Below are 15,136 nucleotides of genomic sequence, written 5' to 3' on the forward strand. Positions count from 1 at the left end.
GGGATCATGGGGCGCTTACATTCTATCGGCTAACTAGCTTTAAACAAACTTGTTACGAGGGCAGAGTGAGAGCATACTAACCAAATCGCTCAAGACGGAGGCAGTTTGATTGGTATTTGCACTTCTGTGTTTGCTTGTTTTGGGATTTTGAAACAAAAATGAGTCAGATTTTAAGCTAACTAACATGCTGCTCAATTAACAAGCAAAGTATGCTCCCGCCCTGATTACGAGAGTGGTAACTAACTAGTTCATTAATTGGTTATCGCATCTTTTACGGCGTTGTAATCCCAGTATCGTTTAGAGTTTTCTATATATTGCATCGCCTTGTGAGTTCCTGAATATCTAATGACCTCTGGACACTTATTTTTGTCAATTGATGCTGCATTATATAAAACAACAATCTTTAAATTGTCACGAACAGCTTTAGCGCACTCATGCTCTATGTAGCTGCTATAACTAACGGTTTTCCCCCGGACACATCGACTTTGATAGGCGTTGTAGCTACCACAGTACTGACAACTGCCATTTCTAGCTGTTTTTGTATTTGAGCCAACAATGAGAACGAATGTTTTCGAAGCATCTATCCTGGTATTAAGGGAAGTCTTTATACTGCAATTTAAACTACCATCTCGAGCCTGCGTTATGTCATGGGCGTCAGTGAAAGATAGAGACCAAAAGTTACTGTCATTCCATTTGTGAAGTTGCTCGATGGCATTTCTGTCACCGTCCCATTCAGCGGCTAAATATGTTTTTGTCCGTCTAGTCAAGGTTAATCTCCTTGTAATGCGTAGAAATTAATTTTGTCAGCTTTGGATTCGTGGATCAAAATGGTTACTGTGGAAGGGTAAGTGAACTTCATTCGACTAACTTTGAATGACCATATCAGCAACTCAAGTAACTCTTGTTCTGAGATGGTATCGTAGCCTTTAAATCTGGTAATGCCTGAGCCCAGAAGAGGGATAACAACTGAACGGCCGGAATAGATAATGTCAACTTCATTCCAAAAATTGAGCAAAAAATTAATGTAGTCATCGATGTTCAAATAGGCTCTATTGTCAACGTCAAACTTTGAAAATGCAGTTAAGAGAAAATCATCTTTTTCGTAGATTGTGCCAAGTTTGTATTTTTTATTTTTACCTTTTTCACGGTCATTATTTGTATCAATAACTTTTTTGTTAAGGGCGCTGTTGTTATCGAGTGTATTGTCGAATTCGGCTAAGTCATCGACCTGAGTATTAATGTAAATGCCATTAAGCGAGCCTTCACTAATAATATCATTATCAACGATAGAGTCGAAGTATTCATTAAAAGCAATTACCTTCAACCCCTCAGTACTGAAGATATCACCAACTTTTATATCGATCTTAGAGTTGTTGATTGTCAGTGATGCGCATTTTCGTGAATTTGCGCTGAACCACATATAAACATATACAGCGGACAGGAACAGAGCGAGACATACCCCGATAGTAAATCTGGTGCTGTTCTCATCAGGAACCTTAATCACAATTAAGCAGAAAGAGGTTATAAGTCCTATCAGGGACAGAACAGCAAAGTAGTTCTGCCTTAATTGAGCATCGCAAAAATTAACTTTTTTCATGGAACCCTTATTCGTCACCGTGGTAACTTTTGTGCATGAAAAGAAATCATAGATCACAAGTCAATGAAAAAAGCAGATTCAGATCAAACTGTTACAACATTCTAAATATTGAGGTTATCGGATCGTGCTGTTCGTAGAGGGAGAAAATCTTCTATCTTATCGTTGTTAAAACGGCATTCGCTCCTTGTACTTACCGACCACTTAAACGACAGAGATTTCCTCCATTTGGTGCTCACATCTAATGTGCATTTCAAACGCAGCAAGCATCTCGACAAAAGCCTTTCCCGATGCCGAATCTGTCTACTCGATTGCTGATAGTGCAATTTCTATTGCCTTTAAGTCACTGACAAGTTGCTGTAGCTCCAATATCGACCTAGCAACTCTGTCAATACGTGGGAAGTCCTTAGTTTACTAGGTGGTCGATTGCTATATACGTGTGGACTGTAGATACTAATATGAACAGGTTTTACCATATCAAAAATAATCCGTTTTTTGCTAATTTAAATAAATACTCTAAGAAGGTTCTGTCCAAAGGTTTGTTGAACGGCGCATGAAACACGAAAATGACGATTAATGTTTAAAGACAAACGGTTTCATACAGAAATTTTGGTCACTAATTCATAAGCTACATGGCTAAATCTGTGCCATAGTAAGCTATACCCTTATAAGATTTTGAATGGCCGAAATTATGCATATCACCCTCTTTTGGGGATTAATAGCCCTAAATATAAACACACGACAATGCTAAACCACCGGATTAATTCATTTTGTTTGAATGATATGCTTGGTAGTGTGCCCATTAATAGTGTTCCATTCATGAAAATAGAATAATAATTACCGGCAACGAATCCAATTACAAGAACGACGTAAGTGAAAATGTATAAAGAATTTCTAAATGAGCAATAAGAAATCCGCTTTAAGATAATTAGCAGTATCAGTGTAAACAAAAAAAATAGAACTTCTTTCAATTGCTCGAATCCTTTATGGCATCGATGTTGTAATAGTCTGCTCCCATTTCGACACCTAATGCGGATTTACTCATTGCTTGATATCCCCTTAAGTAGTCCTCTGAGCTGTACCTAAATAACTTAAACTGCTTGGCTTTTGGGGTTCTTGTCCATAGCATTGGCTTTAGGTTAGGTTTGGAGGCAATTTGATACGCCTCTGCGGCATTTTTAGCTGTGGTGGTTTTGGCCACTAATCCATAAGCTGACATGGCTAAATCGGCGCCATAGTAAGCGATGTCCCCATAAGATTTTGAGTAGCCGAAAAATTCCGCAATATTCTGATAACTTTCTCGAACTAGCCCCGTGGCATTCTCATCGTCATCCCAAAAGTATTTGCCATTTTCATACATGTTATTTGTGCCATGAGCCATCAGTGAAGCACCAATTGAACAAAGATAAGCCGCAGAGTAGTAACAGATCCCCGCGCCAGCTGCGACCTGCATCACCCCAGATATAACACCTATCCCTTTTTGGGTGATTATGGCACCTTGGTCCATCAGGTTTTGTCTTTCTTTTCGAAGTTCTTTGAATACCGTTTCTTTGTTTTTTTTACCGTTCTTAAAGTCGTTAACAAGGCATTGTTCAAAACGATCAACGTCACGAACAAACTGCATCTTTAGCCCACCATTCGAAATATAGCGGTGTGACAGCGTGACGGCTTGCATAGTGAGTCCTTTTCCTGCCTTTTCGACTTCTCGAATGTCCCATGTGTCCGGCGCAGTCTGGTTTCTCATTCTAAGTCTCTTTCCCACGTTTCATAACCTTCAGTGCCAGCTATTTTATGTTTCCAAGTGATGTCTCGGTAAGAGAGGTGAAGGGTTTCTGACATATCTTCATCGCCAGAGTTAAGTACGTTAGGTTGGTCAAAAGACAGGGTGGTAATTAAGGCGTCAACCAACTCAATAGTATAGAAGTTTTCGTTATAGCCTTGCTCATTAGTACGAAAGAAATTGATTGTGCACTGTAAATGCTCTTGTTTAGAAAAGGCATTACCAAGAAGTGGAGAGGCTTTATCAATGGGTTTGGTAATGACGACTTCGGCAGGTCCGCCGTGTTTGTTTAAGGTGAAGTTACACGCCAGAACGGTGATTTCATTTGAATGCGATACTTGAGCCTTATTTCCTATAGAGTCTTTCGTGTTGCAACCAAGGGATATACAACCTTGTTTTTTACCGATAACTGAGAGATATGCCGTGTGAGCCATGTTATGCCTTTTATTGTCTATGGTGCAGTGCTCATATTGTATCTTTAATTACCTGAAAAGATAAGATATGCACATTAGATTTTGACATAAGGTCACAATGTATGTGCATGGCAAGAAAAATGGTAAGCGCATGCTGCGACTTGCTCCCTTGGGTTTGTCAAACTCTGCTACTTCTATTTGACCTTAGATAATTCAATTTATCTCAAGGAGTAGTGGCGTGTATTTTTGAAGATAGAATTTCGTTTTAATGACTCAAAGATTGGATACAACTGGTGACCTAAGTTTAAGGGAAGAACTTGATACAGCACGCTTGTGATAACTACAGTTACCGATAATTTACTAAATTAGAAAAACCACTGACGCGTTTTTATCCAAAACCAGCAAGAAAACCACGGCCATCGTATTTTGATGCGCTCTATTAACTCTCGTATCACCTTCTGGTGAAGTGTCATATGACAGTTATCGTCGCCGTCATGTTTTAAGTAGGGTGCACTAAAATATGGGCTTGATGTAACTCTGCGTTCCACTCTTTCATTTCGGCAAGGAACAGACCGTGAGCGTTAATCGAATTTATGAGCTCTGGTGCACGCTCTAGCTGGATAAGCATCGATAACGGTGTCACTTGGTTATGTTCTTGGTCAAAACTGTGTTCGACTTGCTCTTCTAACATGTAAAGAATGCCAGGCTCCGCTTCGCTACCTTCTTCAAACAGCCGAGACTCAATACCTTCTTCATCATGAAGGTGGACGAGTAGGTTATAGAGCTTTTCAGCCCCGACGAGTTTCGTTTGATTCGATTCAGTGCTGAGTTTATGCAGTTTCATTTCTAGGTTCCCGCCTTTTTTTCTCGCAACGCTGAGCATCAGTTTGATGTCTTTTTTAATATTTGTTAAAGACTTATCGTTGAGCTTAGGCTTGAGGTATTTTATCAAGATTTCATTGCGCGTTGCGACTGGCACAAAGCGGGGAGATGCTGACACTTTACATAACAAGTGAAGTAAGGCGTGAGTAATGACATTGTGTAGGTTGTGGTAGTAGTCAAAGTCTCGTTTGATTTGCATAGCCAAGATAATGTTGTGGTTCGATTATTAATATAATCGGGGGCTTGCTGTGCTTTATCAATCACAATAATGACTCAGGAAGCGATTTTCCATACATTTCGTTATTCAAGAATCGCTAATGTTATATTTTCTGAAACGGATTTTTGTCCAAACTGAGTTAACTTCTTGGTTAACTCATCTGTTCAATTAAAGCTATCAGCTCATAAGTATGTTGCTGGTTATACGATTTACCCAAACTATCAGTACCAACGATACGGTTCATATCTAAAGAGGAAGCCAATATAAATGTCGTCTTTTATATGTTGATTTTTTATATGTATAAAAACTTACAATACCTACAATCCATTCTTAATAAAGGTTTATTTACTAACTCATTCATATTTTATATGCTTTTTACTAGAAAGATGAATTCCTCGGTAGTTAATTGATAGGCTTCACGATTATCTAAACACGTTTAGGGAGCGATTCGTGTCAGGTGGAGTCACATTGACAAAAGGAGCCTTAATCGACCCCTGTATTAGCGATAGTTTTCGGATATAAAAAAAGCATAGATAGTTAGGCATAGTTAAAATGGTACTCCATAAAAAAATTAAGTTGGCATCCTCTTCCTAAGGCTCTTTCCTCAATTTGTTTCCATAATACTGGTAAATAGGTCTTAAGAACTTTTACATCCGATTGGTGGTATTTACTCTCTCCAATTGAAGCTTTTAGCCATTCAGATGGGGTTAAAAGAGTGAGCCTTTGGTGAAAGTATTCTGGAATAGCTTTACGGATTGATTCTTCACTACCGCTAGCGACATAAATTTTGACTCCTTCACCAGTTGCGTAATAGTGACAAACACCGACATAGAACATATTAACTCCTGACATACAATGGAAATATTTACCCGAACGAACAAAGTGTGAATGAGTTTTCGTTCTAAGTCATTTAATGAGGCTGAAATTAGTTTGTATATTTGCAGCGTCAGCATATCCTCTTTGTCTCTAAACAATATATCTTTCTATCAACGATTTTTGATACCATCATTAAGATAGTGGTTTGTAGCACAAAAATTTAGGAAGTCGATTGAACATCAATCAGGGGTTTGTTTTAACCCGACAAGCAAGAGACAGAGGTAACAAAACCGTTATCGAACTTTGGGTATCAACCCCTCAAGGGCCTGTACTGCTGGATATTGAGGGTGAGCGACCAACTTTTTTCATTGATGTCAGCAATGCCAAGAATGCTAGAGCATTGCTCATTAGCCGAGGGCTTAAATTTGAACTCAAATCTCTACCACTCAAGACGTTCCGGAATTACAATGTAGTAGCTTGCTACTTTGTTACTATTGAAGATGCTAATACGGCAATAACTCTACTAAAACAAAATGACGTTGTCGCTTATGAAAGCGATATTCGTCTCGCTGACCGTTATTTGATGGAGCGATTCATTAAAGGCAGTATCGAGTTTACTGGTCATCAACTCGCACGTCGTAATCATTTCTATATAACGAAGGCCAAGTGTCGTCCTAGCCAGTTCAAGCCAAGTTTGTGTGTGGTATCACTCGATATTGAATGCTCGGAAAAAGGAGCGCTATATTCTATTGGTCTTGATTGCGAGCGAGATAGCCGAGTGATTCTGATTGGCCAACCAGAGCCAGCGGAAACACCGATCCAATGGGTCTCCGATGAAAAAGCCCTCCTACTAACTCTCAATCAGTGGTTTCAACAATTCGATCCTGATGTCATCGTAGGATGGAATATTATCGATTTCGATTTTCGCTTATTGAATAAGCGCGCTCAGTTGAATAAAGTCCCACTCGCCATCGGTCGTAATAGTCGCAGTGCATTCTTTCGCTCAGGTAATAACCAGCAAGGTTTTATTTCGATTCCAGGGCGAGTAGTGATTGATGGCATTGATATGCTCAAGACAGCGACTTACCATTTCCGCTCTTGGTCGCTTGAGTCCGTATCACAAGAGTTGTTAGGTGAAGGTAAAATCATTCACAGCGTCCATGACCGAATGGAAGAGATCAATCAGATGTTCCGATCGGATAAGCCCTCTTTGGCTAGATATAACTTGCAAGACTGCGTTTTGGTTAATCGAATCTTCGATAAAACCCATCTATTAGATTTTGCCATTGAACGCTCATGCCTAACCGGGCTTGAGCTAGATCGCGTAGGTGGTTCGGTTGCGGCCTTCACTAACCTTTACCTGCCCCAACTGCATCGTGCTGGTTATGTCGCACCCAACATGCACTCTGAAGACTGGATAGCTTCCCCTGGTGGCTATGTGATGGACTCACTCCCAGGCCTCTATGATTCGGTCCTTGTTCTTGACTACAAGAGCCTTTATCCGGCGATCATTCGCTCATATCTTATAGATCCTCTTGGGCTTATAGAAGGACTACGATTGCCAACGGGTAATACGCTGGATAGAGCAATTGAAGGGTTCCGTGGTGGACAATTCCATCGAGAAAAACACGTCCTACCCAAGATGGTTCAAGATATTTGGCAAGCGCGCGATCTAGCAAAAAAAAACAATGATCTTGCCTTTTCTCAAGCCTTAAAAATCATTATGAACTCGTTTTATGGTGTGCTGGGTTCTTCCGGGTGTCGTTTCTTCGATACACGTCTGGCTTCTAGTATCACAATGCGTGGACATGAAATCATGAAAACCACCAAACAATTGGTAGAGGAGCAAGGTTATCAAGTTATCTATGGTGATACAGACTCGACTTTTGTTGCGCTTAATAGTGCTTATTCAGAGCAACAAGCTGATGAGATTGGCAAGAAACTTGTGAAGTACATAAATGCTTGGTGGAAACAAGAGCTAAAACAACGTTTCGGGATCGACTCTTTCTTGGATCTAGAATATGAAACCCACTACCGCAAGTTTTTGATGCCAACCATTCGTGGATCAGAAACTGGTTCGAAGAAACGCTATGCAGGTCTGGTGAGTAAAGACAACGATGAGAAAATTGTATTCAAAGGTCTTGAGAGTGCACGGTCTGACTGGACACAACTGGCTCAAGAATTTCAGCAAAGACTTTATATGATGGTATTTCATGACCAAGACCCATCTGATTACGTGAAAAATACGGTTGAACAAATCGAAGCTGGTGAGTTTGATAATATGTTGATTTATCGAAAGCGATTGCACCGACGACTCCACGAATACGAGAAGAATATTCCCCCACAGGTTCGAGCTGCGCGTATAGCTGATGAGAAAAACGCCCGCCTAGGACGACCGTTGCAGTACCAAAACCGTGGGTATATTGAGTATTTAATGACAGTCAGTGGCCCAGAGCCTAAAGAGTATTTGGAAAGTGCGATTGACTATCAGCACTACATCGAAAAACAGATAAAGCCGGTTGCAGAAGCAATCTTACCTTTCGTAGGGTACGACTTTAAGCAACTAAGCGGACCCCAATTAGGGCTGTTTTAAGTCAAATGTATTAGTTCAGACTAGATCTGACACTTCAATTTGAAAAGAAGAGAGTTACCCACTTTGATTAAAGGTGCTTAAACCGTAATCAAAAACAATAAGAGGTAACTCTCATGCTTCATACTAGCAATCCAATCATTAAACACAAAGCTGGCCTTCTCAATCTTGCAGAAGAACTTGGCAATGTCTCTAGAGCCTGTAAGGTTATGGGCGTTTCAAGAGACACCTTCTATCGTTATCAGGAGTTGGTTGAAACTGGTGGTATCGATGCTCTGATTAATCGGAGCCGCAGAACACCAAACATGAAGAACCGAGTCGATAGTGAAACTGAACAGGCCGTTATCAAATACGCCATCGATTTCCCTGCTCACGGGCAAGTGAGAACAAGCAACGAGCTGTGGGTGAACAACTAAGATTGAAACTTTTCTACTTCCAAAGCTCGTTTCTATCATGGCTACCAAAAGTCAATTGTGACAATAAAGATCGAAACTTAGGTTCTATCAACATGGCTATCTAAGAAAAGTATGACAACAAAGTTTGAAACTCACTTTTGTCCGTGCGACCTGAAGTCGTATGAAGCGTTGTTCACCACGAAAGAGTGAACCATCTGTATCACCAGATGACCCTAGGATCCTGAATAAAGCAGCGGATCTGACAATGTAACGAAACTTGGCTATCAGGCTGAGTGGGAACAAAATCGTGAGAGGATGTTCCTCCTGAAAACCACGGTTCGGGTAAGTGCTAGGGAGTCAATATGATGAATGTAATGTGAATCCATTTAAGGCGCGTTATATGATGAAGCAGCGGAAGTGGTTAATACGCTGTAGCCAAAAGGCAACGAGAGTCGGAAAGAGATTGGACAATGCTCTTTCGTGGTCATTGTACTCTCCGCACCATTGTGGGCATCTAAGTTGACATTTTACGCGACATACGGAACAGGGTAAGCCTGTATATCTCCCTATGGGAAAGCAGTCTGTGAAGATTGCCGATAGGTATGCAGGTAAAGGAGGTTAGAAAAAGCGAATGCCGCTTTGTAACGAAGCGGATACAGGTTTGTATCTGGCGCGAAAGCGAGCTGACTTCTAACTGGTCTCCCGTTGCGAAAGAGTTTGAAGAACTTTATTAAAGAAGAAAAGCAAATGATGATTTCAAATGAAATTAATGCGTCTTCTTACAACGAACCGTGGTCTATCAACTACTGAGTGACCATTGGGGAAGTATTAAAGCTTCAAGTGCGTATCGCAAAGGTAATTAAAACGAAGGGTTAGTGCCGTGATCAATTGTTGGTATCGCTCTAATCCTATAACGATTTAATCACTGGGTACTTAACGGTGCCTTTGTGGAGGCTTGAGCCGTATGCAGTGAAAGTTGCACGTACGGTTCTGAGGAGGGTGGCACCTGGCAACAGGTGCCGTCTATCCGACAAAGGTGTGCTGACGGGGTATGTAACACGAAATTGTCGAGTAGACGACACCTGTTACCAAGTGTCGTCCCTCTAAGAACCCAGCGTGCAACTTTCACCGCACTAGGCTCAAGCCTCCACAAAGGCACCTGATGGCACCCAGCAACTTATAAAGCAGCGAGAGCAGGCTCATGCCAAGAGTTACGGCATGGCTTCTTTGATTTTCTCTTAGCCAAGTATTCTTGGTATTGAGGATCAAAAGGCGTAGCGGCACTCCTGATTTTCACATGTCTCTCTATTGGCACCTTAGCTATTTGGAACAGATTGAACTGACAATCCATATTCATGATCTTCTGCCAACCGTGAAATTGCCATTGACCTTGACGGTTGATGAAGTATTTAAGGGCGATCCAAGTTCTAGATTTTGTTGGATGACGCCTTTTAGCCCAGTGCCATAACGTATGGAATAGCTTGTGACCTACAAATCCGAATACCTGTTTTGCAACGCAGTGTCGATAGTAATTCGACCAACCCCTGAGTTTCGGATTTATCAACTTGATTAAATCGTTAACGGGGATGGTTGCGTGCTTTTTGATGAGTTCGCGCAAGTTACTCAAGAGCATCAAAGTGTTGGATTTACTCGGTTTAATGAGCAGTTTTCCTTTGTACTTCCTATGATTAAAACCTAGGAAGTCAAAACCACGGCTGATATGGGTAATGTGCGTTTTCTCTTCGGAGAGTGTTAAGCCTCTTTCTGCTAAGAAATCAGCAATCAACGGTTTGATATCGTTCTCCAGCACTTCCTTTGAAGCACAGGTGACGACGAAATCGTCGGCGTATCCAATAAAGTTGGCTCTAGCACCCTTTTTTAGTGCAGTAGACTTTATGCGTTGCTCAAGCCCTGCAAGAGTCATAAGCATCAAGGTCGGAGATATGACCCCACCTTGTGGTGTTCCCTCGTCAGTGCGATAGAACAACCCTTTGTCTATAAAACCAGACTTTAGCCATTGTTCCAACATACGTTTATCTACGGCAATGTTGTCCATAAGCCATTGATGTCCGATCTTGTCGAAACAGGCTTTGATGTCTCCCTCAAGAACCCATTGAGCTGATTTCTTTAATGCCAGACACTTGAAGCACTGTGCGACTGCATCGGCAGTGCTGCGGTTTGGTCTAAATCCATAGCTGTTAGGGTCGGCAAGTGTTTCTGATACAGGCTCCAGAGCAAGAAGATGAAGCGCTTGCTGCGCTCTATCGGCCATGCAGGGGATACCCAGTGGTCTGAGCTTGCCATTTTTCTTGGGGATGTAGATACGCTTGAGCGGTTTGGCTTGATAAGCTTTTCTGCTCAATTGATTGACTGCTTTCATGCGGCGCGTATCTGTATTCCAGATAACGCCATCAATTCCAGGCGTTTTACTGCCTTTATTTTGAGATACCCGCTTAACAGCAAGAAGTTTTGCTGATCGCGAGTGAGTCAGTATCCACTGCAACGCTTTCGCTTTGCTGTGTTTACCTTCTCGTGTTGCCTTTGCAATACGCATCTGAAGCTTTAAAACATGAGATTCAACGTCTTTCCAATTGGTGGATTGCCATTGAGCACTGTCAGGAGAGGCACTAATCTCTTTTGAAATCATCATTTGCGTTTCTCCTTGAATAAAGTTCTTCAAATTCTCTTGCAACGGAAGACCAGTCGGAAGTCAGCCCACTTTCGTGATCAGATATGAATCTGTATCTGCATCGTTACAATGCAGCCTTCGCTTTTTCCAACCTCCTATACCTGCATCACTATCGGCCACGAAGGCTTTCCCAGAGGGAGTGATACAGGCTTACCGTGTTCCGTATGTCGCGCAATGTCAGTGTAGATGCCCGCTATAGATGTATGGACTCCTCTCCCCCCGGGGAGTACGGTATAGATACATCTGATAAAACTGTGGAGAGCAGATATGGAAGACAATCTTTTACTTGCAATCGACTTAGCGAAAAACTCATTTCAAGTTTGCTATATGAGACACAACGGTGAAGTTCTCCTAAACAAAGCTATTAGTCGTAACAGTTTGATTAAACTGCTAACTGGAAAGAAGAGGTTTTCCTTGGTGGCCATGGAAGCTTGTGGTGGTTCGCACTACTGGGCCCGCTTAGCAAAAAGAAACGGCCATGAGGTAAAAATCATCCAACCTCGAGCAGTTAAAGGGCTACAACTTAAGCAAAAGACGGATAAGAACGACGCTTATGCAGTAGGTGTTGCCGCTCTTCTCCCTCATATATTCAGTTGTAATTTGATGTCTGAAGATGAGCAAGGGTTACAGTGCTTAGATCGCGCTCGAGCATTACAATTAGCACAGCGAACAGCTCTCAGTAATCAGATGCGTGGGTTCCTAAACGAATATGGCATCGTGTTGCCTAAAGGAATAGCCCCTTTAGTAAAACGGATCCCAGAAATATTAGAAGATGCCGAAAATGGCTTGCCTGATAGTTTACGCCAGGTATTAGCTTCACAAGCTGATATATTAGCTATGCAAACAGACCAAATAGAATACTACGACTGTTTGATTACAGAACACATCAAACAAAACAAAATTTGTCAAAAGCTGAGTAAACTGGAGGGTGTAGGCCCAATTATAGCACTAGGTCTAATGATACGTTTAGGTGACGGTAAAGAATTTACACACAGTAGAGATGCCTCTGCTTGTATTGGATTAACACCTAAACAACACTCTACAGGTGGCAAAGAGCGGATTGGGCATATTTCTAAAAGTTGCGCAGATAAGCGCTTGAGAAGTCTCTTGTATCAAGGAGCAATGTCCATAGTGTACAAAGTAACACTTCGTGCTCCAACAACAGAGAAAGAACGATGGCTAAAATCTATCGTAGAGCGGCGTGGTAAGAAAATAGCCGCAATAGCTATGGCAAATAAAACTGTTAGAACAGCCGTTGCACTCATAAAAAGTGATAGTGACTATCAACCATTGCCGATTCAAGCGTAATCATCGTTAAATAAAGTTTTAATTCAATTGCTTGCATAAAATAAAGCGATAAGACAACCAATGGAATTCAGCTCCGCACTAAAGTATTCGGATACTGCACTATAGACTTGAACCATTGGGGCGAACACATCAAAGGGCAGGAATAGCTATCCAATAAGAGCCCGTATATAAGTGCGCAACTATCGTCATATTTGAAAAGGCATTGATTAAAACGAGGAGTCCATATAAGTGCGGAGAGTTCAACGATCACGAAAGAGCACGGGGCAATCTCTTTCCGACTCTCATGCCTTTTGGCCACAGCGTATTAACCACTTCCGCTGATTCATCATATAACGCACCTTATGCGGATTCACTTATGTTCATCATGCTGACTACCTAGCACTCACCCGATTGTGGTTATCAGGAGGATCGTTCTCTCGCGATTTAGATCCCGACTGGTGCATGACCAGCCTTCGTTACATTGTCAGACTCGCTACTTTATTCAGAGTCCTAGGTTCATCTGGTGATACAGATGGTTCACACATTAAGCGGTGAACAGCGCTTCATACGACCTCACGTCGCACGCCCCATTATGAGTTTGAAACTCTTCCCATAGCATTTCTCTGAAAGCCCGCTTTTGTCAGACCAAATATGAATCTAGGCATCTATCTATTGGGTTGAATGGAGTTAAAAGGTAAATACAAGACTGAGCTCTAAGTTCATGTAATAAAACCGAGAGTGACACTTGATATACAAACCGATGTGCATATCATGGTGAGAAATTAGTTAGGTAGGTTGACATTAGCATGCAAGAAGATGATATCACCAGAATTAAGACATCTATGCTTATATTTTCTCTTGAGAAGGCGTTAGGTAACTTTGTGCTCGACAAAGAGCACTTAGGCGATCAGCTTTCGACAGGAGCCGTTGAAAACATAATTGAACGGTCTGAGAAAAAAGGTGCCGCATTAGAAAAAGATCAGATTGCTTTGATCTTACAGGCCAGTTATTTAGGTGAAGTTTTTGACTTTGCTTTGAATGTTGCTAAAGGAACTATATGTGAGGAGTATTTAGTATCACTAAAGGCTTTAGCAAACCAACTCGGTATCTTTGATATTCGTAATGCGGTTTGTCACCCTAATAACCCCTTCCCTGATTGTTATTGGTATCGTGCTGCAACAATAGCTAGCGATCCTCTTATTGAGAAGTTGGGCCTACAAAATGTATCAGAAGCACTTACATCAGCAGTAGCTGGACAACTGAATGAACCCCCTCAAAGCTGGTTCTCTGATGTAAAATGGGCGATTCCAAACAATCTACCGAAAATGTTCCCTCATGAAATAACAGGATTACTTGGAAGAGAAACTGAGTTTAAAGAACTTAATCGACTTTTGCTTCTACCACGTGAAAACCTTATTACCATTGTTGCACCAGGAGGGATAGGAAAAACTGCGTTAGTACTACAATTACTCAAAGATCTTAGTTTAACCCCTTCTTTCTCTAAACAAGTTGACCGAATAATTTTTTGCTCGTTAAAGAACGAAGAATTAACTGCTGATGGTCTTAGGAAGATAGATGCTGTAAAAGATATTGACTCAATAAAGTCTCACATCTTCAATGAACTGAGAGATTTATATCCTGAGCGTACTTTTGGTTCATTCGAAGAGGCATGTGTTGAACTAAACGATGAAAAAATCCTTCTTTGTATTGATAACTTAGAGACATTGCTCATCGAATCTCAGCACGAATTTCAGCAGTTCAATCAAGAACTACCCCTTAGATGGAAGGTTCTTGTCACAAGTCGGGTTTCTTTAGGGGCGGGGACATCTGTTCCTCTGGAACCACTAAAACAAAAACACTCTGTTGCATTGGCTCGTAATTATTTTAGAAAACGAGGCGTTATGAACATCCAGCAAAGAACGCTACAAGACATAGCTAAAGCTGCGAATCATAACCCACTGGCAATTAGGCTAACGGTTGACTTGTACTTGAAAGGAAATGATATACCAGAGTCTATTCAACGATCTCAAAAAGACATTGCATCGTTCTCATATAAAAATTTAATTGACGCGATAGATGACACTGCCGTTTCTATTCTAGAAGCTATTTTCGCTCAACAAGTTTCGAATAGGACTGAACTGTCGCAGCTCCTTGATTTAAGTTATGAGGCCGTTGTTGAAGCTGTTAATGAACTAACAAAAACCACGTTGATCACTAGAGAATCAACGTCAGAAGATTTTGATAGCTACAAGTTAGCGGATTCTATTCGAGAATTGTTAATTTTCAACCCACGCAATATAGACGTAAGAAAAAAGGTTTCTGAGGAAATCAGAAAACGAAAAGTGGTAATTCAAGAGTTGAACAATAGGCAAAAACAGCTTGAAATTGATGAGTACTCGGATGAATACATTGCACCTGAAACTGCCGATATACTTACAATACTAGTAAATGATACGTAAGCGCCCCATGATCC

The 15,136-nt window shown here is 41.2% G+C and carries 10 protein-coding genes and 1 pseudogene; 4 read left to right on the top strand and 7 right to left on the bottom strand.

Features of this window, described 5'->3' with window-relative positions; all coding sequences use genetic code 11:
• Nucleotides 1-251: 251 nt before the first annotated feature.
• From PL85_RS16925 to PL85_RS16950, 6 genes are all read right to left on the bottom strand, one after another.
• The gene (locus PL85_RS16925; RefSeq protein WP_115339079.1) at nucleotides 252-767 is read right to left on the bottom strand and encodes a TIR domain-containing protein; all 516 of its coding nucleotides are present in this window, start codon (nucleotides 765-767) and stop codon (nucleotides 252-254) included.
• Between the two features lie 2 nt (nucleotides 768-769).
• Nucleotides 770-1,597: a macro domain-containing protein gene (locus tag PL85_RS16930; protein WP_147288180.1), complete on the bottom strand. Its 828-nt coding sequence runs from the start codon at nucleotides 1,595-1,597 to the stop codon at nucleotides 770-772.
• 964 nt (nucleotides 1,598-2,561) lie between these two features.
• Nucleotides 2,562-3,338 carry a DUF4225 domain-containing protein gene (locus PL85_RS16935; RefSeq protein ID WP_115339077.1) on the bottom strand — a complete coding sequence of 259 codons (777 nt, stop codon included), beginning with the start codon at nucleotides 3,336-3,338 and terminating at the stop codon, nucleotides 2,562-2,564.
• Nucleotides 3,335-3,808 (bottom strand): Hcp family type VI secretion system effector, encoded by a 474-nt coding sequence (locus tag PL85_RS16940; RefSeq protein WP_088732586.1) that lies wholly within the window; start codon nucleotides 3,806-3,808, stop codon nucleotides 3,335-3,337. The genes PL85_RS16935 and PL85_RS16940 overlap by 4 nt, the downstream gene beginning before the upstream one ends.
• A 478-nt stretch (nucleotides 3,809-4,286) precedes the next feature.
• Nucleotides 4,287-4,868 (bottom strand): DUF2913 family protein, encoded by a 582-nt coding sequence (locus tag PL85_RS16945; RefSeq protein WP_088732585.1) that lies wholly within the window; start codon nucleotides 4,866-4,868, stop codon nucleotides 4,287-4,289.
• A gap of 555 nt (nucleotides 4,869-5,423) precedes the next feature.
• Complete coding sequence (locus PL85_RS16950; RefSeq protein WP_110166868.1) at nucleotides 5,424-5,723, bottom strand: hypothetical protein; 300 nt, start codon at nucleotides 5,721-5,723, stop codon at nucleotides 5,424-5,426.
• A gap of 211 nt (nucleotides 5,724-5,934) precedes the next feature.
• On the opposite strand from PL85_RS16950, the gene PL85_RS16955 reads away from it, so the two are divergent.
• Both PL85_RS16955 and PL85_RS16960 read left to right on the top strand, forming a co-directional pair.
• The gene (locus PL85_RS16955) at nucleotides 5,935-8,295 is read left to right on the top strand and encodes a DNA polymerase II (RefSeq protein ID WP_115339076.1); all 2,361 of its coding nucleotides are present in this window, start codon (nucleotides 5,935-5,937) and stop codon (nucleotides 8,293-8,295) included.
• Nucleotides 8,296-8,408: 113 nt separating this feature from the next.
• Nucleotides 8,409-8,693 (top strand): annotated as a pseudogene (locus tag PL85_RS16960) (helix-turn-helix domain-containing protein); the annotation flags it as partial.
• A 1,171-nt stretch (nucleotides 8,694-9,864) separates the two neighbouring features.
• Here PL85_RS16960 and ltrA read toward each other — a convergent pair.
• Nucleotides 9,865-11,337, bottom strand: a complete 1,473-nt coding sequence (gene ltrA, locus PL85_RS16965) for a group II intron reverse transcriptase/maturase (protein ID WP_019282658.1) — start codon at nucleotides 11,335-11,337, stop codon at nucleotides 9,865-9,867.
• Between the two features lie 306 nt (nucleotides 11,338-11,643).
• Here ltrA and PL85_RS16970 point away from each other — a divergent pair, with 306 nt between their 5' ends.
• Nucleotides 11,644-12,684 carry an IS110 family RNA-guided transposase gene (locus PL85_RS16970; RefSeq protein WP_115339075.1) on the top strand — a complete coding sequence of 347 codons (1,041 nt, stop codon included), beginning with the start codon at nucleotides 11,644-11,646 and terminating at the stop codon, nucleotides 12,682-12,684.
• Nucleotides 12,685-13,469: 785 nt separating this feature from the next.
• On the top strand, nucleotides 13,470-15,122 hold the full coding sequence (locus tag PL85_RS16975; protein WP_115339074.1) for an ATP-binding protein: 1,653 nt from the start codon (nucleotides 13,470-13,472) through the stop codon (nucleotides 15,120-15,122).
• The last annotated feature ends 14 nt before the right edge of the window (nucleotides 15,123-15,136 follow it).

Source organism: Vibrio anguillarum (genome assembly GCF_001989995.2).
GTDB classification, from domain to species: domain Bacteria; phylum Pseudomonadota; class Gammaproteobacteria; order Enterobacterales; family Vibrionaceae; genus Vibrio; species Vibrio anguillarum.